This window comes from Marinobacter sp. LM1 (assembly GCF_042763285.1).
Taxonomy (GTDB): domain Bacteria; phylum Pseudomonadota; class Gammaproteobacteria; order Pseudomonadales; family Oleiphilaceae; genus Marinobacter; species Marinobacter nauticus.
Genome location: NZ_CP114373.1, coordinates 56,391 through 79,434 on the forward strand (window position 1 = coordinate 56,391; position 23,044 = coordinate 79,434).

At 60.4% G+C, this 23,044-nt stretch carries 22 protein-coding genes; 15 read left to right on the forward strand and 7 right to left on the reverse strand.

Features of this window, described 5'->3' with window-relative positions; genetic code table 11:
* Positions 1-157 precede the first annotated feature (157 nt).
* Together prlC and OZ656_RS00220 are read left to right on the forward strand one after the other, a co-directional pair.
* Positions 158-2,203 carry an oligopeptidase A gene (prlC, locus tag OZ656_RS00215; RefSeq protein ID WP_153739715.1) on the forward strand — a complete coding sequence of 682 codons (2,046 nt, stop codon included), beginning with the start codon at positions 158-160 and terminating at the stop codon, positions 2,201-2,203.
* A gap of 56 nt (positions 2,204-2,259) precedes the next feature.
* Positions 2,260-2,511, forward strand: coding sequence for a YheV family putative zinc ribbon protein (locus OZ656_RS00220; RefSeq protein ID WP_153739716.1), 252 nt, complete (start codon positions 2,260-2,262; stop codon positions 2,509-2,511).
* Between the two features lie 58 nt (positions 2,512-2,569).
* Here OZ656_RS00220 and OZ656_RS00225 read toward each other — a convergent pair whose 3' ends face one another.
* On the reverse strand, positions 2,570-3,892 hold the full coding sequence (locus OZ656_RS00225) for a Na+/H+ antiporter family protein (RefSeq protein WP_278351390.1): 1,323 nt from the start codon (positions 3,890-3,892) through the stop codon (positions 2,570-2,572).
* A 114-nt stretch (positions 3,893-4,006) separates the two neighbouring features.
* Positions 4,007-4,237, reverse strand: coding sequence for a DUF1653 domain-containing protein (locus OZ656_RS00230; protein ID WP_153739718.1), 231 nt, complete (start codon positions 4,235-4,237; stop codon positions 4,007-4,009).
* 159 nt (positions 4,238-4,396) lie between these two features.
* Here OZ656_RS00230 and OZ656_RS00235 point away from each other — a divergent pair, with 159 nt between their 5' ends.
* Positions 4,397-6,193 (forward strand): diguanylate cyclase, encoded by a 1,797-nt coding sequence (locus tag OZ656_RS00235; RefSeq protein WP_228285480.1) that lies wholly within the window; start codon positions 4,397-4,399, stop codon positions 6,191-6,193.
* A 2-nt stretch (positions 6,194-6,195) separates the two neighbouring features.
* Here the strand turns inward: OZ656_RS00235 and OZ656_RS00240 are convergent, their stop codons facing one another.
* The 3 genes from OZ656_RS00240 to OZ656_RS00250 form a co-directional block, all read right to left on the reverse strand.
* Positions 6,196-6,582 (reverse strand): DoxX family protein, encoded by a 387-nt coding sequence (locus OZ656_RS00240; RefSeq protein ID WP_014420036.1) that lies wholly within the window; start codon positions 6,580-6,582, stop codon positions 6,196-6,198.
* Positions 6,583-6,662: 80 nt separating this feature from the next.
* Positions 6,663-7,310 carry a hypothetical protein gene (locus tag OZ656_RS00245; protein ID WP_031211724.1) on the reverse strand — a complete coding sequence of 216 codons (648 nt, stop codon included), beginning with the start codon at positions 7,308-7,310 and terminating at the stop codon, positions 6,663-6,665.
* A 191-nt stretch (positions 7,311-7,501) separates the two neighbouring features.
* The gene (locus OZ656_RS00250) at positions 7,502-8,848 is read right to left on the reverse strand and encodes an MATE family efflux transporter (protein WP_141066717.1); all 1,347 of its coding nucleotides are present in this window, start codon (positions 8,846-8,848) and stop codon (positions 7,502-7,504) included.
* A 188-nt stretch (positions 8,849-9,036) separates the two neighbouring features.
* Between OZ656_RS00250 and coxB the strand changes: the two genes are divergently transcribed.
* Genes coxB through OZ656_RS00270 form a run of 4 tightly spaced genes read left to right on the forward strand, consistent with a single transcriptional unit; the run spans position 9,037 to position 13,316 of the window.
* Entirely contained in the window at positions 9,037-10,161 is a 1,125-nt protein-coding gene (gene coxB / locus OZ656_RS00255) for a cytochrome c oxidase subunit II (protein WP_014420040.1), read from the forward strand.
* Between the two features lie 57 nt (positions 10,162-10,218).
* Positions 10,219-11,802, forward strand: coding sequence for a cytochrome c oxidase subunit I (ctaD, locus tag OZ656_RS00260; protein WP_014420041.1), 1,584 nt, complete (start codon positions 10,219-10,221; stop codon positions 11,800-11,802).
* Positions 11,803-11,815: 13 nt separating this feature from the next.
* Positions 11,816-12,412: a cytochrome c oxidase assembly protein gene (locus tag OZ656_RS00265; protein ID WP_141066718.1), complete on the forward strand. Its 597-nt coding sequence runs from the start codon at positions 11,816-11,818 to the stop codon at positions 12,410-12,412.
* A gap of 16 nt (positions 12,413-12,428) precedes the next feature.
* Positions 12,429-13,316, forward strand: a complete 888-nt coding sequence (locus tag OZ656_RS00270) for a cytochrome c oxidase subunit 3 (RefSeq protein ID WP_023011942.1) — start codon at positions 12,429-12,431, stop codon at positions 13,314-13,316.
* An 11-nt stretch (positions 13,317-13,327) separates the two neighbouring features.
* On the opposite strand, the gene OZ656_RS00275 is transcribed toward OZ656_RS00270, so the two are convergent.
* Positions 13,328-13,531 carry a twin transmembrane helix small protein gene (locus OZ656_RS00275; RefSeq protein WP_011783646.1) on the reverse strand — a complete coding sequence of 68 codons (204 nt, stop codon included), beginning with the start codon at positions 13,529-13,531 and terminating at the stop codon, positions 13,328-13,330.
* A 97-nt stretch (positions 13,532-13,628) separates the two neighbouring features.
* On the opposite strand from OZ656_RS00275, the gene OZ656_RS00280 reads away from it, so the two are divergent.
* From OZ656_RS00280 to hrpB, 7 genes are all read left to right on the forward strand, one after another.
* Complete coding sequence (locus tag OZ656_RS00280; RefSeq protein WP_011783647.1) at positions 13,629-14,378, forward strand: SURF1 family protein; 750 nt, start codon at positions 13,629-13,631, stop codon at positions 14,376-14,378.
* A complete protein-coding gene (locus OZ656_RS00285) occupies positions 14,359-15,000 on the forward strand; it encodes a hypothetical protein (protein ID WP_273030897.1) in 642 nt (213 codons plus the stop codon). The genes OZ656_RS00280 and OZ656_RS00285 overlap by 20 nt, the downstream gene beginning before the upstream one ends.
* Before the next feature lie 15 nt (positions 15,001-15,015).
* Positions 15,016-16,122 (forward strand): heme A synthase, encoded by a 1,107-nt coding sequence (locus OZ656_RS00290; protein WP_278351389.1) that lies wholly within the window; start codon positions 15,016-15,018, stop codon positions 16,120-16,122.
* Positions 16,119-17,039, forward strand: coding sequence for a heme o synthase (gene cyoE / locus OZ656_RS00295; RefSeq protein WP_014420047.1), 921 nt, complete (start codon positions 16,119-16,121; stop codon positions 17,037-17,039). The genes OZ656_RS00290 and cyoE overlap by 4 nt, the downstream gene beginning before the upstream one ends.
* Before the next feature lie 32 nt (positions 17,040-17,071).
* Entirely contained in the window at positions 17,072-17,728 is a 657-nt protein-coding gene (locus OZ656_RS00300) for an SCO family protein (protein ID WP_141066722.1), read from the forward strand.
* Between the two features lie 82 nt (positions 17,729-17,810).
* Positions 17,811-19,013 (forward strand): YbfB/YjiJ family MFS transporter, encoded by a 1,203-nt coding sequence (locus OZ656_RS00305; protein ID WP_121208049.1) that lies wholly within the window; start codon positions 17,811-17,813, stop codon positions 19,011-19,013.
* Between the two features lie 43 nt (positions 19,014-19,056).
* The gene (gene hrpB, locus OZ656_RS00310) at positions 19,057-21,531 is read left to right on the forward strand and encodes an ATP-dependent helicase HrpB (RefSeq protein WP_278351388.1); all 2,475 of its coding nucleotides are present in this window, start codon (positions 19,057-19,059) and stop codon (positions 21,529-21,531) included.
* A 63-nt stretch (positions 21,532-21,594) separates the two neighbouring features.
* Here the strand turns inward: hrpB and OZ656_RS00315 are convergent, their stop codons facing one another.
* On the reverse strand, positions 21,595-21,960 hold the full coding sequence (locus OZ656_RS00315; RefSeq protein WP_113879427.1) for a DUF6746 family protein: 366 nt from the start codon (positions 21,958-21,960) through the stop codon (positions 21,595-21,597).
* Positions 21,961-22,113: 153 nt separating this feature from the next.
* Between OZ656_RS00315 and OZ656_RS00320 the strand changes: the two genes are divergently transcribed.
* The gene (locus OZ656_RS00320; protein ID WP_199452055.1) at positions 22,114-22,932 is read left to right on the forward strand and encodes a RimK family alpha-L-glutamate ligase; all 819 of its coding nucleotides are present in this window, start codon (positions 22,114-22,116) and stop codon (positions 22,930-22,932) included.
* Positions 22,933-23,044: the final 112 nt, after the last annotated feature.

Here is a 23,044-nt window from a genome sequence, read left to right on the forward strand (position 1 = left end):
GGGGGATGGCTTTCAGAAACACGCTCCTTCGGCACATCCCTGTGACGCTTGAGTTCCGCCATCCCTGGCTCCACACAGTTTCTGAAAGCCATCCCCCACCGGCACCCCGTAAGTTGGTGCAAGCTATCTCATAAACGAACAGCTGAGAAGGGGACCTATGAATAACCCGCTACTGACTGACGATCTGTTGCCGAAGTTCGGTCATATCCGTACCGAGCACATGGAAACGGCCATAGACCAGATTCTCAGCGAGAACCGGATGAAGATCCAGACGCTGGCCCAGCAGGAGGATCCCAGTTGGGAAACTCTGGCTCAGCCCATGCAGGAGCTGGAAAACAAGCTAAGCAATGCCTGGTCGGTGATCTCCCACCTGAACGGTGTCATGAACAACGATGACCTGCGCAAAGTGTACAAGAACTGCCTGGAAAAACTGACCGAATACAGTACGGAAGTCAGCCAGAACAGTGCCTTGTGTGAGGCCTATAAAAAACTGGCCGCCCGCGATGATTTCCACAATCTGAGCGAATCCCAGCGCAAGTCCATCGAGAACATCCTGCGGGATTTCCGGCTCGGTGGTGTGGATCTGCCTGAGGACAAGAAAAAGCGTTACGCGGAACTGTCCCGGGAGCTGGCGGAACTGTCCAACAAGTTCAGCGATAACGTGCTGGACGCCACTCAGCACTGGTACAAGCACATCACCGATGTGGACGAGCTGTCCGGTCTGCCGGAAACGGCCATTGAAGGCGCCAGGCAGGCGGCCCGGCAGAAGGAGCTGGACGGCTATGTGATTACCCTGGATTTCCCGAGTTTCTATCCGGTGATGACCTACGGTGACAACCGCAGCCTGCGCCGGGAAGTGTACGAGGCGTTTGTTACCCGGGCGTCAGATCAGGGCCCGGATGCCGCGAAGTGGGACAATACCCCGGTGATGGCTGAGATTCTCAAGCGTCGCCATGCCCTCGCCCAGTTGCTCGGATTCGACAACTACGCCGAGCGTTCGCTGGCCACCAAGATGGCCCGCAGTGTCGATGAGGTGATGGAATTCCTGAATCAGTTGGCGGCGAAATCCAAGCCCCAGGCGGAGAAGGAGTTCGCCGAGCTGAAGGCGTTTGTGAAAGACGAATACGGCGTCGAGGATCTTCAGGCCTGGGATGTCGGCTATTACAGCGAGAAGCTGCGCCAGAAGCGTTATGACATTTCTCCGGAAACCCTGCGCCCCTGGTTCCCGGTGGACAAGGTGGTGCCGGGCCTGTTCCGGGTGGCAGAGAAGCTGTTTGATGTTCAGATCGAAGCCCATCCGGAGGTGGAAACCTGGCACGCAGATGCCCAGGCCTACTGCATCAGTCGCCACGGCGAGCCGATTGCCTGGTTCTACCTGGACCTCTATGCCCGCCAGGGCAAACGTGGTGGTGCCTGGATGGCGGACTGCCGGGTGCGCTGGCGCGATCTGCGCGGCCGGTTGCAGTTGCCAGTAGCGTTCCTGACCTGCAACTTCACGCCGCCGGTGGACGGCAAGCCGTCGCTGCTGACCCACGACGAAGTCACCACCCTGTTCCACGAGTTTGGCCATGGCCTGCATCACATGCTGACCCAGGTGGAGGTGATGGATGTGTCGGGCATTAACGGTGTGGCCTGGGATGCGGTGGAGTTGCCCAGCCAGTTCCTGGAGAACTGGTGCTGGAATCCGGAGTCGCTGGCACTGATTGCCAGTCACCATGAAACCGGAGAACCGCTGCCGGAAGATCTGCTGCAGAAACTGTTGGCGGCCAAGAACTTCCAGTCCGGGATGGCCATGGTGCGGCAGCTGGAGTTCTCGCTGTTCGATTTCCGGTTGCATGCGGAATTCAGCGAGCAGGCGCCGACCAATCCGCTCGACATGCACCGGACAGTGCGGGAAGAGATTGCCGTGGTTCAGGCGCCGGAGTTCAATCGTTTTCCGAATGCTTTCTCCCACATTTTCGCCGGGGGCTACGCGGCGGGCTATTACAGCTACAAGTGGGCGGAAGTGCTGGCGGCCGATGCGTTCTCGCTGTTTGAGGAGAATGGTATTTTTGATCCGGAAACCGGCAAGGCCTTCCTGCACAACATTCTGGAGAAAGGCGGTTCGCAGGAGCCCATGGAGCTGTTCAAGGCGTTCCGGGGCCGGGAGCCCGAGGTGGATGCCTTGCTGAAGCAGACCGGCATTACGGACGAAGCGGCCTGATACAATCACGCCCGGTGGTCGTACTGGCCATCGGGTGACTTATCTGGAGTTGAGTTATGACGAGTCCGAAACGCTTTATCGCCGGTGCTGTCTGTCCCCGTTGTGCGGAGATGGACAAGATCATGATGTTTACCGATGACGACGGTGAGCAGGTGCGCGAATGCGTGGCATGCGGTTTTACCGATGCCATGTCCGATCAGGAGCAGCCGGCGGCACCGGAGATCGAGACCCGGGTGAACAAGCGCGACAACAAGGATGATCACACGGTAAAACAGGTGGTGTTCTTCAAGTCCGGTTCAGAAGACTGATCCCCCGGCTTGCCTGGCCGTCTTTGGCCGGTGGCAAACCGAGGGTGTTGCCGGTGCCTCAGAGCACCATGGCGGCCAGCCAGCCGAAGGCCAGCAGTGGCAGGTTGTAGTGCAGGAACGTGGGCACCACGGTGTCCCAGATATGGTTGTGCTGGCCATCCACATTCAGGCCGGCGGTGGGGCCAAGAGTGGAGTCTGATGCCGGAGAGCCGGCATCACCCAGAGCACCCGCCGTACCCACCAGGGCCACGATGGCCAGGGGGCTGAAGCCCAGTTGCAGCGCCAGTGGCACATACAGGGCGGCGATAATGGGGATGGTCGAGAACGATGACCCGATGCCCATGGTGATCAACAGGCCCACCACCAGCATCAGCAATGCTGCCAGCGCCTTGTTCTCGCCTATGGCGGCGACCGAACCTTCCACCAGAGTGGCGATTTCGCCGGTTTCCCGCATCACTTCCGCAAAGCCGTTGGCGGCAATCATGATGAAGCCGATCATGGCCAGCATTTTCATGCCTTCGGTGAACAGGTCGTCGGCTTCTTTCCATTTCACCACGCCAGAGACATTGAACAGCACGAAGCCGGCCAGGGCGCCCAGGATCATGGAGCCCAGCCAGAGTTGCACCACGAACGCCACAGCAATGGCGACCAGCGCCATCACCAGCGTTCTGGGGCTGTATTTCACATCCACACGCTCGGTCTGTTCGATACGCTTGAGGTCATAGCCGCGACCGCCCCGGTAGCTGAAGAAGACCGCAACCAGCAGGCCCAGGAGCATGCCCAGGGCCGGCAGCGCCATGGCAGACATGACGTTCAGGTTGCTGGCATCAACGCCGTTGAGGGCCACATTGGCCAGCAGGATCTCGTTCAGATAGATACCGCCGAAGCCTACCGGCAGGAACATGTAAGGCGTGATCAGGCCGAAGGTCAGCACGCAGGCCACCAGCCGGCGGTCCATGTTCAACTTCGCCATCACGTACAGCAGTGGCGGCACGACCAGCGGAATGAAGGCGATGTGAATCGGCAGGATGTTCTGGGACGATACGGCAATGGCCAGCAGCAGACCGATGATCATGAACCGGATGCCGGTGGCAGCGCCCCCTTCATCCTGCCGGCCCACCATGGCCAGGGCCTTGTCGGCCAGGGCGTGGGCCAGCCCCGATTTTCCGATTGCGACGGCAAACGCGCCCAGGGTGGCATAGGACAAGGCCACGGTGGCACCACCGCCCAGGCCGGTATTGAAGGCATTGATGGTCTCTTCAAGGGACATGCCCGCCACCAGGCCACCGGAAATGGCGCCGATGATCAGGGCAACAACAACGTGAATGCGGCACAGGCTCAGTACGAGCATGATCAGTACCGCGGCAACTACGGCATTCATGGCAAACTCCGGATAGGAATCGAGGGTATACCGGCACCTTTTGGGCGCCGGCAGCACGAAAAGTGCGCTAATGTGCAGGAAATGGCCGCCGCAGTCAAAACGGTTGTGTAACCGTTACTCGTCCTCAACCCGCATGAAACGGGGAACCTGTTCGCCGGCGACGTCGACGGTTTCCTGGAACATGGGGAGGGGGCGAACCCACAAACTATAGTCGCCATACAGGCAACGATAGACCACCAGCGGCTCTTCGGTTTCGCTGTGGCGGGCCACGCCGATCACTTCGTAGTCCTTCCCCTTGTAATGCCGGTAGCGGCCGGGCTGAACCGTGTGTCTGCGTTCGGGCATGTCTTCCTCTCTGGTGGTAGCGGGGCCTTACCCCTTAATTTTGCCGGACTTGAGCGGGATATCCGTCTACACTGTTTGTGAAGCACTAGGGTTATGGTGTTCCCCATCAGAACACAACAGTGTAGTTCAAGCACCTCGGGCCGGAAATTACAGACAAGAATGAACGGGCGCATTTCCCGCATAACAGGCATATTCGTTACCTTGCTGCTGTGCTTGGCCTTCACTGCTGCCCACGCCGAGCCCGTGTCCTTTCAATGGTTGTCAGTACCTCAGGGGGCCAGGGATGTCGAGGCAGTCCGTGCCATCGGGCCTGACCAGTGGCAGACGGTTCCGGCTGGCCAGACCCTGAACCAGGGGTTCAGTGACGATGAATTCTGGTTGCAGGTACCGGTGCCGGCGGAACCCGCTAACCGGGTTCTGGAAGTGGGTTATCCCCTGCTCGATGAAGTGTCGGTGTATTGGGAACTGGATGGCCGGATTATCGAATCCCATCACACCGGGGATACCCGGCCGTTCGACAGCCGGCCAATTGTGCACCGCAATTTCGTCTTTCTGGTGCCGTCCAATACCGAGCCGGTCACCGCCTGGATTCGTGTGCAGACCCAGGGCTCGGTTCAGGTTCCCGTCGCGGTCACACCGTCCGCCGAATTTCTTGCCAACGAGCAGATTTCCTATGGCTGGCAGACCATGTTCCTGGGAATCGTGGTCGCCCTGGCCCTGTATAACCTGTTTCTGTTCCTGATTGTCCGCCACCAGACCTACCTCTGGTATGTGCTGACGGTTGTCTGTTCCGGTGCCGTGCAGCTCAACTTCAATGGCCTGCTGTTCCAGTGGTTCTGGCCAGACGTGCCGTGGATCAACCGTTACTTCACTGTGCCCGTGGTCAGTGCCGCGCTGATTGCGGCCATCGTTTTCACCATGAAATTCCTGTTGGTCAAGAGTTACTCTCGCTGGGGTTATCGGGTCCTCCAGACACTACTGGCGGTCAATCTGTTGGGCCTGATCTACGGTTTCGTTGGCTCTTACCAGGTAGGTATTATCTGGATAAGCAGCCTGGCCGCGTTCGCGACCCCGGTGGCCTGGCTGATTGGTATCAATGTCTGGCGCAGGGGCCAGATCCTGGGCGGCTTTTATGTACTTGCCTGGACGCCCTTGCTGCTGGGGCATCTGGTGCTCGCGGTCAGCAAGCTGGGATGGATTCCGCGCAGTCCGTTTACCGAGTTGGCGCCCCAGGCCGGGGTGGCGGTTGAGGTGATTCTGCTGTCGTTTGCCCTGGCCTACCGGATCAACATGGAGCGCCGGCGCCGGCAACAGGCCCAGGAGCATGCCCTGGACATACAGCGCCAGGCCAACCTGACCCTGGAATCCCGGGTTCGGGAACGCACCGAGGAGCTGGAGCAGGCAAACGAGCAGTTGCGGGCCATCAGTCTGACCGATGGCCTGACTCACGTCGCCAACCGGCGCCGGTTTGATGAGAAACTGGAAACCGAGTGGAATCGGGCGTTGCGTCACGAGCATGAACTGAGCCTGATTCTGCTGGATATTGACCACTTCAAGCAGGTGAACGACCGCTTCGGTCATCTGGTGGGGGACGATTGCCTGGTGGCGCTGGCCTCGATTCTGTCCGATGAAGTCCAGCGCTCTGGGGACCTGGTGGCGCGTTACGGCGGTGAGGAGTTCGCCATTCTGCTGCCCGCTACCGATGTGGCCGGCGCGCAGCAAGTGGCGGAACGGATGCGGCTGTCGGTCGCCCGAACGCCGGTCAACAGTGGCGAGCATATGTCGCCGGTCAGCCTGACCATCAGTCTCGGTGTGGCGACACTCACCCCCAACCGGCAATCCGATTGTCAGGAACTGATTCGCCGCGCCGATGAGGCGCTCTACGCCGCCAAGGCTGATGGGCGTAACCGGGTGGTGGTCTGGCACCCGAAAGCGGTTGCGCCCACCACCGGCTGACCTCAGTTCTTGAGCTTGTACCGGCCCGGCCCCAGGAAAATCAGCGCCAGTGCGGTGAACAGGAAGAAGCCCTGAAGTTCCAGCGCCCAGCCGCCATTGCTGCTCAGAGTCAACAGCTGATGGCCATGCACCAGGGCGATGGCAACGATCATGTTGAAGACAATGATCAGGGCGCCAATGCGGGTCTGGTATCCGAGAATCACCATCAGCGGTGCAATGACTTCCCCGATATAGACGCCGTAGGCCAGGATCGTGGGCAGGCCATGGCTGGCCAGCTGGCCTTCGATAAAGCCAATGCCATTGAGCAGTTTGGCGATGCCGTGGAACAGCAGTAACCCGCCCAGTGTCAGCCGTACAATCAGTTTTCCAAGATCGGCATTATCCAGCACGTTTGGCCTCCTCAGTGTTGTTCGGGAGGGCAAGAATACTGTTTTTCCGGAGGCAATTCAGTGACGTGTTGTTATTAAACTCAGCACGACGGCCCGAGGGCGAAGCGGATGTGGTTCCGCTCCAGCAGGTTTTCCCAGTACTGTCGCATCCAGTCCCAGGCCTGGTTATTGACCTGGTCGATGAAGGGTTCCAGGTCCAGGTCGTAGTAATCCGGGGTGCCGGCAATCTGGAGTACGGTAACGGTAATGGCATCGTCCAGCTCATTGGCGAAGGGTTCACCAATGAGCTCGTGCACCAACAGGTTGGCCCGGGTGGCTTCCAGGTCAATCAGTTCGCTGGCGCGGGTAGAGCGGTTGTTATCGTGCATTTCTTCCATCAACCGGTGGCAAAGGTAAGCGCGTATGAGCAGCCCGTCGAGGCCATCGTAGCGGACCAGCAGTACCGAGGGCTGGGTGAAGTAGCGGGTAGCGGCATCAATGAAGGGTTGGAACAGTTCGGTTATACCGGCTTCCCGGGCACAGGCGTCAACACATTCCACCAGCCTGGGCGCCATCTCGATGTATTCCACCGCGAACTGGAACAGGGACGTTGCCGGTTGATAGCCATCCACCACCACCGAACCCGGCAGCCGGGCGGCTTTCTCTTTCATCTGGCGTAAGAAGGCGCCGGATCGTGCTTCCTGGCGCCTTGCCTGATCGATGATTTCAAGGACGGCCTGTGGTGTCATTTCAGGAGATGCCGAAGTCTGAACAATTTGAGGTCGCAAGGCGCCTCCCGTTCTATCAAGGAGTAACCGGAGGCAGGAAAGCAGGGGCTGGCTACCGCAACATGCCTGCCGTTTCTGACTAGTGTAGCCAAGATTTGTTGCCTTGCTGCCTGTACTGGCAAATTTAACGGTTACGATGTGTATAGCTGGCGTCAGCGTGTATCAAACCACCGACCCTCGCGGGTATAGCGCCAGCACAACCAGCCCATGCTTCCGGCTCGCGCCAGCATCAGCGTGATGAGCGAAAACCAGAGTCCGTGGTTCCCCCACCCGGTGGTCAGCCACCAGACCGGCAGAAACACAGCCAGCGCTGAAAACAGCATGGTGTTCTGCATTTCCCGGGTGCGGGTGGCGCCGATGAACACACCATCAAGCAGAAAACCCCAGACCGAGGCAAATGGCAGTAGCCAGAGCCAGGGCAGGTATTGCCAGGCGGTAGTTCGCACCTCCTCCAGACCGGTCAGCAGGCTGATCAGCCAGCGGCCGCCGAGCACGAACGCAACGGTCAGCAACAACGCGCCCCAGATCGACCAGCGCAGGGCGCTCAGGAAGACCATGCGGAACCGGCGCCGGCTGTTCTGGCCAATGGCCTCACCCACCAAAGCTTCGGCAGCATTGGCGAAACCGTCCAGGGCATTGGAAATCACCAGCAAAAAGGTGATCAGCACGGCGTTGGCGGCCAGGATGACATCGCCCTGCCGGGCACCCTGAGCGGTGAAAAACGCCAGTACCAGCAGCAGGGCAATGGTGCGAACCATGATGTAACGGTTCACCCGCAGAATGGTCAGGTAGTCTGCCAGCTGCCCGAACAGCGCGCGGGTCAGTCGCTGGCCTTCCGGCATCCTCCGGAGCACGATGGCAAACCCGATCAGGGCGGCGCCGTATTCGGCCATCACGGTAGCCATGGCCACGCCCCGGCTGTTCCAGCCCAGTACCGTGACGAAGAACACGTCCAGCGCAATGTTGATACCGTTGGCGATGATCAGCATCACCATGGGGCCGCGGGGGAACTGGGTGCCGATCAGCCAGCCCACCAGGGTGTACTGGCACAGCACCGCCGGTGCGCTCCAGATGCGGATGGCCGCGTATTCTGCCGCCAGAGCGGCCACCTCGGGGCTGGGATTCATCAGCTCCAGACCAATCCGGATCAGCGGTTGGTGGAACAGGATCAGTAACAGCCCGATACCGATGGCCAGCAGGATTGAGCGCAATAGTAGCGCGACCTGGGCAAAGGCATCCCGTTTGCCCCAGGCCTGGGCCGCCAGACCGGTGGTGCCCATGCGCATGAAACCGAAGGTCCAGTACAGAATGCTGAACAGATTGGCGCCCACGGCGACCGCGCCCAGGTATTCCGGACTGTGCAGATGGCCGAGCACGGCGGTGTCCACCAGGCCCAGCAGGGGCACGGTGAGATTGGTCAGCATCAGTGGCCAGGCCAGTGCCCACAGGCGTCGGTCAATGATGCCGGGCGCACGCTGCTTATTCTTTATGCTTCTCAAAACTCTGCACTTATCTTATTTGGATTTAAGGATTTTTTAGTCTTTTTTTGATCTGTGTCTATACTCAATTTTGATGTATCCATAAGCAGGCTTTCACTCGGGGATTTCCGACGGTTGCGAGTGCCATCGGTAAATTTCGGAGGGATGACGCAAAATCCGACAAGAATAACACTCTGTGGAGACACAGTATGCGCGTGCATGCCAAGCGGGCAGTAGCCCTAGCCGCTGGTCTGTTGTCACCGGCTGTGGTCGTGGCCGACTGGACCATGAACATGACGCCCGGTGTAACCGGCACCAGTAATCAGATTTTCAGCCTTCACATGACCATTCTCTGGATCTGCGTCGCCATCGGTGTGGTGGTGTTCGGGGTCATGTTCTGGTCCATTTTCGCCCATCGCAAATCCCAGGGCGCCAAACCGGCCAATTTCCATGAGAACACGGTGGTCGAAATTCTCTGGACCATTATTCCCTTTGCCATTCTCGTGGCCATGGCCATTCCCGCCACGGCAACGCTGGTGGAGATGTACGACACCACCGAATCCGAAGTGGATATCAAGATTACCGGCTATCAGTGGCGCTGGCAGTATGAGTACATCAATGAAGATTTCGGTTATTTCTCCAGCCTGTCCACACCCCGGGACCAGATCGAGAACCGCCAGGCCAAGGGTGAAAACTACCTCCTGGAAGTGGACAACCCGCTGGTGATTCCAGTCGGCAAGAAAGTGCGTTTTCTGTTGACCGCCAATGATGTAATCCACTCCTGGTGGGTGCCGGAGTTTGGTGTGAAGAAAGATGCCATCCCCGGATTTATCAATGAAACCTGGACTCGGGTGGATGAGCCGGGCATTTACCGTGGCCAGTGCACCGAGCTGTGTGGCAAGGACCACGGCTTCATGCCGGTGGTGGTTGAGGCGGTGCCGGAAGAGGAATACAACGCCTGGGTGGCGGAGCAGCGCGAGGCAGCCGAGAAAGAGCGCCAGCTGACCCAGAAAGACTGGACTCTGGAAGAACTGATGGAGCGTGGTGAGAAGGCCTACGCCACAGCCTGTGCGGCCTGCCACCAGGCGGATGGCAGCGGGGCCCCCCCGGCGTTCCCCGCGCTCAAGGGTAGCCCGATTGCGACCGGGGATATGACGGCTCACATCGACATTGTGGTGAACGGCAAGTCCGGGACGGCGATGCAGGCGTTCGGCAACCAGCTGAGCGAAGTGGACCTGGCCGCGGTGATTACCTATGAGCGTAATGCCTGGGGTAACAACACCGGCGATATGGTCACGCCCAAGGAAATTTTTGATTACAAGAACCAGCAGTAATCAACGCCAGATAACAACAATCACCAGCCACATCAGAAGGCGGTAACGGGGGTTTTCATGAGTGCGGTTGCAGATACCCACAGCCAGGAACATCACCACGGCCCGGCCAAAGGCATCAGCCGCTGGCTGCTGACCACAAACCATAAGGACATCGGGTCCATGTACCTGATGTTCAGTTTTGCCATGTTCCTGCTCGGCGGCAGCATGGCCATGGTCATCCGGGCCGAACTGTTCCAGCCCGGCCTGCAGATTGTGCAGCCGGAGTTTTTTAACCAGATGACCACCATGCACGGTCTGATCATGGTGTTCGGGGCGGTCATGCCGGCCTTTGTCGGATTAGCCAACTGGATGCTGCCCTTGATGATCGGCGCTCCCGACATGGCACTGCCGCGCATGAATAACTGGAGTTTCTGGCTGCTGCCCTGCGCCTTCCTGATTCTGGTCTCCACCCTGTTCATGCAGGGCGGCGCCCCCAACTTCGGCTGGACCTTCTATGCGCCGCTTTCCACCACCTATGGGCCACCCAGCACCACGTTCTTCATCTTCGCGGTGCATATCATGGGGGTGTCCTCGATCATGGGCGCCATCAATGTCATTGCCACCATTCTGAACATGCGGGCGCCGGGCATGACCCTGATGAAAATGCCCCTGTTCGTCTGGACCTGGCTGATCACCGCGTTCCTGTTGATTGCGGTCATGCCGGTGCTGGCCGGCGTGGTGACCATGATGCTGATGGACATCAACTTCGGTACCAGTTTCTTTGATGCCTCCGGTGGTGGCGATCCGGTGCTGTTCCAGCATGTGTTCTGGTTCTTCGGGCATCCGGAGGTTTACATCATGATCCTGCCGGCGTTCGGGGCCATCTCCCACATTGTTGCGGCCTTCTCCCGCAAGCCGCTGTTTGGCTATGCCTCCATGGTGTATGCGGTGGGTGCCATTGCCCTGTTGTCGTTCGTGGTCTGGGCGCACCATATGTTTACCGTGGGTATTCCACTGGCCGGGCAGTTGTTCTTCATGTACGCCACCATGCTGATTGCCGTGCCCACCGGGGTGAAGGTGTTCAACTGGGTCACCACCATGTTCCGGGGCTCCCTGAGTTTCGAGGCGCCCATGCTGTTCGCCGTGGCCTTTATCATTCTGTTCACTATCGGTGGTTTCTCCGGGCTGATGCTGGCCATCGCGCCTGCGGACTTCCAGTACCACGATACCTACTTTGTGGTCGCGCATTTCCATTATGTGCTGGTGCCCGGTGCCATCTTCGGCATCTTCGCTTCCGCCTACTTCTGGCTGCCCAAGTGGACCGGCCACATGTACGACGAAACCCTGGCCAAGACCCACTTCTGGCTGTCGTTCATCGGCATGAACCTGGCTTTCTTCCCCATGCACTTCCTGGGGCTGGCGGGCATGCCCCGGCGGATTCCGGACTACGCGCTGCAGTTTGCTGACTTCAACATGGTATCGAGCATCGGGGCCTTTATGTTCGGCGTCAGTCAGTTGCTGTTCCTGTTCATCGTGGTGAAGTGTGTGCGAGGGGGCGAGAAGGCCACCGCCAAACCCTGGGATGGTGCCGAAGGGCTGGAGTGGACGGTGCCCTCACCAGCGCCGTATCACACTTTCTCGACACCGCCGGAAGTGAAATAACCGGGAGGTCGCCATGGCAGAGCCACAACCGCAACACGGCAAACGCAGCAACGGTCGGGTGATTGCCTGGTGCATGGCCGGCGTGGTCGGTATGTTTGCCTTCGGCTTTGCCCTGGTGCCCCTGTACGACGTGTTCTGCGAAATCACCGGTATCAACGGCAAGACCGGCGGCCGGTACGAAGCGCAGGTCACCAACCAGGTGGATGCCAACCGCACCGTGACGGTCCAGTTCCTGGCCAGTAATGGCCCGGGTATGTCCTGGGAATTCCGGCCGGTGACCCGCAGCATCAAGGTGCATCCCGGTGAGCCGGTGACCGTCAATTTCTACGCCGAAAATGGCAGCGACCAGGCCATGATCGGACAGGCAGTTCCGAGCCTGTCCCCGGCTGAGGGCACCCTGTACTTCCACAAGACCGAGTGTTTCTGTTTCAACCAGCAGCCCCTGGAAGCCGGCGAAAGCACAGAAATGCCTCTGGTGTTTATCGTGGATCCGGAACTGCCGGAACACATCACCAAGCTGACACTGTCCTACACCCTTTACGACCAGAGCCAGAAGGCCGAAGTATCGGGTGCCGCCGGGGCAGCAAAAACAACCAACAATAACGGCTAAGCCATCGGAGACAGCTATGGCGGATCACCAGACCTACTACGTTCCCGAACAGAGCAAGTGGCCCATTGTCGCTACCGTTGGCCTGGGGGTCACCCTGTATGGCGCGGCAGCCATCATGGTGAACGGCAACCAGGGTGAAAGCACCACCGGTTCCTGGATCATGTTCTGGATTGGTGCCCTGATCATGGCGTACATGCTGTTCGGCTGGTTCGGCAGCGTTATCCGCGAGAGCCGGGCCGGACTATACAGCGACCAGATGGACCGATCTTTCCGCTGGGGGATGAGCTGGTTCATTTTCTCGGAAGTCATGTTTTTTGCGGCTTTCTTCGGTGCGCTCTTCTACGTTCGGATGTTCGTGGTGCCCTGGCTGGGGGGCGAGGGTGATAAAGGCAGTAGCAACATGCTGTGGGAAGGCTTTCAGGCCAGTTGGCCTCTGGTCAGCAACCCTAACCCTGAGGCCTACCCGGGCCCGAAGGAAGTGATCGGGCCCTGGGGCCTGCCGCTGATCAACACCATCCTGCTGGTAACCTCGTCGTTCACCGTGACCATTGCCCACCATGCCCTGAAAGCGGGTCACCGGGCCAAGGTGAAGCTGTGGCTGGGAGCCACCATTGCGTTGGCGGTGGTGTTCATGTTCGTACAGGGGTACGAGTACATGCACGCCTATCAGGACCTGGACCTGACCCTGCAGTCCGGCATCTATGGCAGCACGTTCTTTATGTTAACGGGTTTCCACGGGGCCCACGTGATGCTGGGTACGTTGATGCTCGCCATCATGCTGGTCCGGATCATCAAAGGCCATTTCACCGCCGACAATCATTTCGGCTTTGAAGCGGCAGCCTGGTACTGGCATTTTGTGGACGTGGTCTGGCTGGGTCTGTTTGTGTTCGTGTATGTGCTCTGAGGCAGGTGAAGTCAGGGCGTCGGGTTCAGGGTGAGATCGCCGGTCCAGAGCGCGATCAGCACCACGGCCAGTAATAGCACGCTGAGCGAGACCCGCACCGCCAGTGAGTTCACCACACGGTTGGTTTTACCGCCGTCCCGAATCAGGAAAAACAGCCCGCTGAACAGGCTGATAATGACGGCGAACAGCAGTACGACAATGGCAAGTTTTAACATGAGGAATCCGGTTGTTTCAGGTCCGCAGCCTGTTGAGCATTCTGGTGCCGGGAACAACGCCCCGGTTTGTTACTTCACTATAGCAGAGCGGCGCTAAGTGGGTTTCAGCTCCCGCCGCTGGCAGTTCGACTGGCGCCTGCTGGTCTTCAGCGGTGTCTTTCTGCCTCTGCTGATCAGTCTGGGCGTCTGGCAGCTGAACCGCGCCGCGGAAAAAACCAGTCTGCTGCGGACCTGGAATTCAGAAAGCGCCGGGTGGGACTGGCAGGATGTGGCGGCTGCAGATGGATGGCAGGAGGGCCAACCGGTCACCCTGACCGGTTGGTACCGGGAGCAGACCTGGTTGCTGGACAATCGGACCCGGGACGGCCGCGCCGGTTACGAAGTCCTGACGCTTTTTGAGCCGCTCTCAGGCCCTTTGGTGGTGGTCAACCGGGGCTGGGTGCCGGCACCGGCCAGTCGTGAGCAACTACCGGAAGTGCTGACGCCTGAGCCTCTGTTCACCCTTCAGGGCCGGCTGGCGGCCTATCCGGAACCGCCGGTGCTGGGGGCGCAGGAGCCCGATACACCCGGCTGGCCGAGACGGATTCAGGCGTTGCCTGAGAGCCGTGTCCGGGCGTTGGGTAAGACGCCGGCCCCGATGATTGTTCACCTTGCCGACAGCCAGCAGCCGGGTGCATACCGGGCGGACCGGGCGCCGGATGTGATGGGCCCGCAGACGCACTACGGATACGCCGCCCAATGGTTTGCACTGGCGGTAGCACTGACTATATTGACTCTGGTGGCGAGTTATAAAAAAGACAGCGAAAGACCCAAGGCAGGAGCCGACAATGACAACGACAACGGCTGACTCTCTCTCTCATTCTGATGGCCCGAGCCCGGCTCAGGTCAGGCGGGGCCGGCGCACCGCCATGTTGCTCTTTGCGGTGGGGTTCGGCCCCATGCTGGTGGCGACGGTCATGTTTTACACCGGCTGGCTTAACCCGACCGGTCAGAGCAATCAGGGGCAGTTGGTGCAACCGCCGGTGCCGGTGGCAGAGCTGAATCTGCAAACCGCTGCGGGGAACCCCCTGCAGGCACGCTTTGGTGTTGATGTCGCCGACCCGAAATGGCTGATGCTGGTGGCCTCGGAGCGTTGCGCGGAAGACTGCGAGCAGCTGCTGTATCTGGCTCGCCAGGTTAACGTTGCGCTTGGCAAGAACGCGCCGCGTGTTGGTCGTGCCGCCTATCTGGGCACGGTACCGGCGGATCTGGAGCGGCGCTGGTCCGATGAGTACCAGTTGATGGAGCGCCTGCAACCGGCCCCTGGTAAGACATCGGCATGGCCCGCCGGGATCAACCCGGAGCAGCAACCGAGAATCCTGCTGATCGACCCGTTTGGCAATGTGATGATGCACTATGGCAGCGAACACACCGGCAAACAGCTGCTGAAAGATCTGAAGCACCTGCTGAAACTGTCACAGATTGGCTAACGGGAGGCCTGCGGTATGACGGCGATGTCTCCGGAGCAATCCCGGACAACAGCAAAGAAACTGGCGTTCTGGGCCACCCTGGCCTGTTTGCTGGCGGTGGTGGTGATCATGCTCGGTGCCTGGACACGGCTGGTTCACGCCGGCCTGGGATGCCCGGACTGGCCTGGCTGTTATGGCTTTCTGACCGTACCCCAGGATGAAACCCGCATCGCCATTGCCAATGCCCGTTTCCCGGAGACCCCGGTGGATGTCTCCAAGGGCTGGCCGGAAATGATCCATCGCTACGCCGCCGGTACCCTGGGACTACTGGTATTCGGGCTGGCCATTGCCTCGGTGCGCAATCGCAGAGCGGGGCTTCCGGTCAAACTGCCGCTGTTCATTGCCGGCTTTATCGTGTTGCAGGCCGCGTTCGGCATGTGGACGGTTACCCTCAAGCTCTGGCCCCAGGTGGTGGCCCTGCATCTGCTGGGTGGATTTACCACCCTGAGCCTGTTGTTGTTGCTGACCCTGCGGCTCCGGCGGCGGGCACGGGAAAGTGAGGCGCCGCGACCGGCGATGGCGGCATCCCTGGCAAGACTCCGACCCTGGCTGTACGGCGGTTTGCTGCTGGTCATTGCCCAGATTGCCCTGGGGGCCTGGACGGCAGCCAACTACGCCGCCGTTGCCTGTACCGATCTGCCTACCTGTCAGGGTCAGTGGTGGCCCGAGGGCATGGATTTTCAGCATGGATTTGATATCACCCAACATGTTGGTCCCAACTATCTGGGCGGCCAGTTGACCAGCGATGGCCGGGTTGCTATTCACGTCAGCCATCGCCTGGGCGCGGTTCTTGTGTTGGGTTATCTGGCCATATTGCTGGGGCTGCTGTGGCGCCAGCGAGCCCAGAGCGGTCTCGACAGGGCCATCGCTCTGGTGGGCGGTGCCCTGGTGCTCCAGTTCTGTCTGGGGCTGACCAACGTCTGGCTGCACATTCCCCTGATCGTCGCCGTTGCCCATAACGCCATGGGCGCCGGCCTGTTACTGTCGATGGTGCACCTGATCTGGCGGCATCATCAGCTGGCCCTGCCAGCACTATCCCCCGCACCTCATACAACAACCATAAACCGGGAGGTTACGGCATGAGCGAGCAAGTGAAGGCGCTGCCGATCCAGAATTCAACGCATGCGAGCCCTATTTCCTGGCGCGATTACCTGGAACTGACCAAGCCCCGGGTAGTGGCATTGATGATTCTTACCTCGGTGATCGGCATGCTGCTGGCAGCACCAGGCGTTCCCGGATGGAGCGTGCTGCTGTTCGGCAACCTGGGAATCGCCCTGCTGGCCGGCGCGGCTGCGGTGGTGAACCACGTGGTGGATCAGAAGATTGATACCGTGATGGCCCGCACTCGCAAACGGCCGGTGGCGACTGGCCGGATTGCGCCGCTGGACGCCCTGCTGTTTGCTACCGTACTGGCGGCCCTGGGTATGGTCGTGCTGGTGTGGCAGGTGAACGAGCTGACCGCCTGGCTGACGTTGGCCTCCCTCGTGGGTTACGCCGGTGTTTACACCCTGTTCCTGAAACGGGCGACGCCACAGAACATTGTCATCGGCGGGCTGGCCGGTGCCATGCCGCCACTGCTGGGCTGGACCGCGGTCACTGGCCAGGTGGAAGGCCATGCGTTGCTGCTGGTGCTGATCATCTTCGCCTGGACGCCACCGCATTTCTGGGCTCTGGCCATCCACCGCAAGGAGGAATACGCCAAGGCTGGTATTCCCATGCTGCCGGTGACCCACGGCAATCGTTACACCGAACTGCATATTCTGCTCTATACCCTGATGCTGCTGGCCGTCAGTCTGCTACCGTTTGTCACAGGCATGTCCGGCGGTATTTACCTGGTGGGCGCCCTGGCGCTAGGCTTGAGGTTCCTGCAATATGCTGTTCGCCTGCTGCGCGGCGACGACCGGCGGGTAGCGCTGAACACCTTCAAATATTCCATCACCTATCTGATGGCGTTGTTTGTGGTGTTGCTGGTGGATCATTTTGTCTTTGTCCCGGCCTGACTGGCCGGGGTTAAGCCTGGTTGGGAGACCCTATGGGGCGGTCGATTCGGATCACGTTGTTTGTTCTGTTGTTGCTGGTGGTGCTGGTGTTCGGCCTGACAGTGGGACGGCAGGTCTTTCTGGTGGGGGGCGAACCGGCACCGGCGCCGGATCTCAGCCAGTACAACGCCTATGTCTACGACCAGCCACGGCCCCTGGTGGAGTTCTCTCTGACCAACGAGGAAGGTGAGACGGTCACCCGGGAAGACCTCCGGGGCCGGTGGACCTTCGTGTTCGTGGGCTACACCAATTGCCCGGACATCTGCCCCGCTGCCATGGCCAATCTGCGCCGTACCGACCAGTTGCTGTCTCCGGAATTACCCCAACCGGACTATCTGCTGGTCTCGGCAGACCCGGAGCACGATACCCCGGCGAAACTGAAGGCCTATACCGATTTCTTTGGTGAGCATTTCCACGGCCTGACCGGCGATCTGGACACCCTGAGACAGGTCGCCAAGAGCGTGAGCGCAGTATTTGTGCACCGACAGGTGAATGGTGAGTTGCTGGTGGACCACAGCGGGCATTTTGCCTTGCTCAATCCGGACGGAGACGTTCAGGCGCTGATCCAGCCACCCCACAAGCCGGACCAGCTGGCCGAAGCCTTTGAGCGCATCTACCAGTGGGCCAACGCCAATCGCCAGCCAGGCTGAGGCGAAGGTCTCACTGACAAGCATTGGTTAGTCACCTACACTACCCGGTTTCCGTTGATAACCTGACGACCGGGCCTCTGCCATGACTTCTGCAAACACCCCCACCCCCAGGCAACTGTTTACGGTTCTGCTCGCCGGTAGCCTGGTTTTGCTGGTTGTCCACGGCCTTGGCCGATTCATCTACACCCCGTTGTTGCCCTACCTGGTGGCCGATAACCAGTTCAACGCGCCGGACGGAGCTGCGGTGGCCACCTGGAACTACCTCGGCTATCTGATGGGGGCAATGCTGGCCATCCGTTGGCACAGAATCGACCAGATCCGGCTGATGTTGCCTCTTTTCCTGGCGGTTCATGTGGTGACCACGCTGATCGTGACCCAGACCGACCAGCTGACGGTGATTTCTGTCACCCGCTGGCTGAACGGTGTGGCTAACGGCGTGGTATTCGTCCAGGCGCCAGCTCTGATTCTGGAGTGGCTGGTACTGCGCAACCGGGCCTCTCTCAGCGGTCTGGTCTATATCGGTGTTGGTGTAGGGCTGCTGGTGTCCAGCGGCCTGGTTACCGGAACCGCCAGCCTGCTGGAGGGCGCGGAGCGCTGGTGGCCGGCTGCCCTGTTGTCGATTCCCCTGGCCTGGTGGGGTGCCATGCAGTTACGGCAACTGGAGGTACCGGTGCGCCAGCATGATGACGCCGGTAAGGCGGTGGTCAATACCCCGTTGCTGGATCGCGCCAGCATCCCGCTGTTTCTGTCCTATGCCGGGGCGGGCCTGGGTTACATCCTGCCCATGACCTTCCTGCCCCTGTTGGCAAAACTGGAACTGCCTGAGGGCCACGCCTTGCTGGACGGCACCTGGGTGATCGTCGCCCTGTTCACCATCCCGGCGCCCTGGCTGTGGAACAAACTGGGGGCCCTGATGGGAGACTTGCCCGCCCTTCGCCTGAATTTTCTGATTCAGCTGGCCGGTGTGCTGGCCACCGTGGTCTGGCCTGGCGCCTTGGGCTTGGTGTTATGTGCCGCCCTGGTCGGCAGCACCTTCCTGGGCACGGTATTGCTGACCCAGCGCATCGGGCGCGCGCTGCATCCGCATCAGGGCCCGCGCCTGTCGGCAGCGATGGTGGCACTGTATGGCTTTACCCAGATGGTCGGCCCCTGGCTGACCAAACAGTGGCTGGATGCCGGCGGTACCCTGGTGTCGGCTTTCGGCATCGGGGTGGCAGCGCTGGCGTTTGGCCTGGTATTCGCGTTCTTCGTGCCCCGGCCTGAAGCCTGGCATGCCCGCTCCTGAGGCATGGTAAACTGCGGCCACATTCCGGCAAGCACCCAGTACCATGCTCCCGATTGATGGCATCCTCCCAGAACTGACCCGCACACTGGCAAAGACCACCACCGCTTTGCTCCAGGCGCCGCCCGGCGCCGGTAAAACCACCCGGGTACCGTTGGCCCTGCTGGATGCACCCTGGCGCGATGGCCGCAAAATCCTGATGCTCGAACCCCGCCGACTGGCGGCCCGGTCGGCAGCGCGGTATATGGCCCGGCAACTGGGAGAGGCGCCCGGGCAGACGGTGGGCTATCGCACCCGACTGGATACCAGGGTCTCCGGCACCACCCGGATCGAAGTAGTGACCGAGGGTATACTCACCCGCCTGATCCAGACCGACCCCATGCTGGAAGACTATGCCGCTGTTCTGTTTGACGAATTCCATGAACGTTCCCTGCAGGCCGATCTGGGGCTGGCACTGGTGCGTGAGAGCCAGCAGGCCCTGCGAGAAGACCTGCGCCTTCTGGTGATGTCCGCGACACTGGATACCGCGCCGATTGCCAAGATGCTGGGGGACGTGCCGGTGATTTCCAGTGAAGGCCGGGCGTTTCCGGTGGATGTCCTTTATCGGCCCCTGTCCCGCAGTGCCCGGATGGTGGATCACGTAACGGCGGTGGTGCTGGAGGTCCTGGGAGACCAGGCTGGCTCGGTGCTGGTGTTCCTGCCCGGGGCCGGTGAAATTCGCCGGGTGGCGCAACAGCTGGCGGGGCAATTACCGGAAAACGTGGTGTTGGCACCCTTGTATGGCAACCTCAAGTCTGAAGAACAGGATCGGGCCATTGCGCCGGCCCCGGACGGTTCTCGCAAGGTGGTGCTGGCGACCGCCATTGCTGAGACCAGCCTCACCATTGAAGGTGTTCGGGTAGTGGTTGATGCCGGCCAGCAGCGCCGGGCCGTGTTTGATCCCAACAGTGGCATGACCCGCCTGATCACCGGCCGGGTGTCCAAAGCCTCTGCCGAGCAGCGTAAAGGCCGGGCCGGACGGGTCGAACCGGGGGTGTGCTACCGGTTATGGAGCGAGTCGGAGCAGTTTGGGCTGGCTGAGTTCACGCCAGCGGAGATTCAGGAGGCGGACCTGGCGCCGCTGGTACTGGAGATGGCCCAGTGGGGGGCTCGTTCACCGGATCAGGTGGCCTGGATTGATGCGCCGCCACAAGCCCACTGGCAGCAGGCAGTGGAGGTATTGCAGTGGCTGGATTTGCTGGATGCTGACGGTGCTATTACCGATCACGGCAAGGCCGCCCGGGATCTGGGGATGCACCCTCGTCTGGCCCATATGGTTCTCCGGGGCAGGGCCCTGGGGTTTGGCCAGCTGGCAGCGGAACTGGCGGCATTGCTGGAAGAGCGTGATTTGCTGGGGCCGGGCTCCGGTGCGGATTTGCACGAACGGATCCGGACGGTTCGGGGAGAACGGCCACCCCTGGGTCTGGAGACGACCCGGTTACAGGCGGTGCGGCAGGCGGCGAAACGGTTGTGCCGGGAGCCGGGGTCACGGGGCGAACCCGTTGCTACCGAGGTGGGCCGGGTTTTAGCCCAGGCTTATCCGGACCGCATTGCTCGCCGCCGTTCGGGCGAGGCGCCGCGCTACCAGCTCAGTAATGGCAAGGGGGCGAGCCTGAGGAACGATGATCCGCTGGCCCGGGAGGACTGGCTGGTGGCTGCGGACCTGGACGGTAAGGCCCGTGAGGCGACGATTTATCTGGCGGCGCCAGTGGATCTGGGGGATCTGGAGCAGGACCTGGCTGCGCACATACAAGAACGGGAAGAAGCCCTCTGGGACGACAAACGGGGCACGGTGGTGGCGCGTCACGTACGCATGCTTGGCGCCCTGATACTGGCGGAAAGACCATTGCAAGCGGTGGACCCCGAACTGATCCAGCAGGGTTTGCTGGATGCCGTCCGTCGCAAAGGACTGGACCGGCTGCCCTGGAATGAGGCCGCCCGCCAGTGGCAGGCCCGGGTGCAGTTACTGGCCACACAGTTCCCCGGTCACTGGCCGGATGTGACGGATTCTGCCCTGCTCGCCGGTGTGGAAAGCTGGTTGGCGCCGTTTATGGTCGGCATGCAGCGGTGGTCGGATCTGGCCCGGCTAGATCTGGTATCCGCCCTGAACAGCCTGCTCGATTATCCACAGCAACAACAACTGGATGAACTGGCTCCGAAAGCCCTGGCCATTCCCACTGGCCAGAAGGTGATGCTGGATTACACTGCCGACAACGGCCCGGTGCTGGCTGCCAAGCTGCAGGCCCTGTTTGGCTGGACTGAAACACCGACGGTGGCGGCCGGCCGGGTGCCAGTGGTAACCCACCTCCTGTCCCCGGCCCAGCGCCCGCTGGCGGTCACGGCAGATCTCGCCAGCTTCTGGCAGAACGCCTATCCACAGGTACGAAAAGAACTCCGGGGCCGCTACCCGAAACACCCCTGGCCGGAAGATCCGCTCACGGCCCAGGCTCAGCAGGGAACAAAAAAACGCTCCGCAGGCTAACGCGCCCATGGCAGGCTCCGGTAAATTAGCGAGTAGTAACCGGAGCTTAGCAGCCCGTGGCCGTTACCGGATGATGGACCGGCTCTTTTCCAGATACACCGCGCCTTGCTCTTTCACGGTATCCGGGGCTGCGTGCTCGGAAGCCTTGTGTACTTTCTCCAGCCGCTCGGCAATGTCTTCCAGCTCATGGTCCAGTTTGCCCAGGGCATTTTCCAGAGTGTAGGTGAGCTGATGGACTTCGCTCATCGCCTCTGGTGTCAGATCACCGGCCAACACCTGCTCAAGCCGGTTGTTGTACTCGGAGAAATTGGCCACCGCCTGCTCCAGGGTTTTCGAGGGTTCGCCTTTGTAGTGATCGTACTCATCATCGGCGAAGGCCGGAAGGGTGAACAGCAGGGTGGCAGTGGCCAGCATCAGGTGTTTTGTCATGGTCGGTTCCTCATTAGTGATAACTAATGCGAATTATTGTCAGTAGCATTAACTATCGCCATGAGATCGGTCAATTTACGGACAAAATAACCCTTGCCAGGGTTCCAAAGCTGGATAAAATGCAGCCAATTTTCACTCTGTGCGGCTGTCACCATGCACCTTGTCTCATTCAACGTGTTCCGTACCCTTGGCTTTCCCGACACCACTGTACTGAAGCCCGAGCATTTCCTGCGCCACAAGCCGCTGCTGCAGGAGGCGGACTGGGTGCTGTTCCCGGAATACTGGCAGATCAACGCCCTGGTGCATGGCTTGAAGTGCCGGGTGTTCCCCAGTATCGCCAGTTATCGCATTGGTCACGACAAAGTGGAAATGACCCGCGCCTTTCAGACCGTGGCACCGGAACACACACCCTGGACCTTGATTGAAGCCAATGGTCCACAGGAACGTGACATGCTGTGGGACACCATGGCCCTGCCTTTCGTGGCCAAACTCCCCAAGGCCAGCATGGGCGAAGGTGTGTGGTTGATCGAGTCCCGGGCCGAATGGCTGAAGTATTGTGATCGCACAGACGTTCTCTACGTGCAGGAATACCTTCCGATTGACCGGGATGTGCGGGTGGTTGTGGTGGGTGATCGGGTGGTGACCGCCTACTGGCGTACCCAGGCGGAGCAGGGGTTCTACAACAACGTCGCCAGAGGCGGCCAGATTGTGGCTGGTGATGTGCCGGCGGTGGCTACCGATCTGGCCCTGCGCCTGGCCCGGGAGCTGGAAGTAGACCATGCCGGCTTTGATATCGCCCTGGTGGAAGGCTATCCCTATGTGCTGGAATTCAACCGCCTGTTCGGCAATCAGGGCCTGGGTCAGGGCAGTGATCTGAAAGACGCCATCTTGGATTATCTGCAGCGCCAGAGTCGGCCCCAGGACCCGGATGGTCCCACCGAGCCAACGCCGCTGTGGCCAGTGGCGGTGTGACACAGAATACTGTGCCATAGGTCCGGTTTCGGTCGCCGGATTTATGGGTATAACTGCGCATTTGCGGTGATCGGGAAAAGGCCCGATGATCGCGCCATTCACGGGTAACACA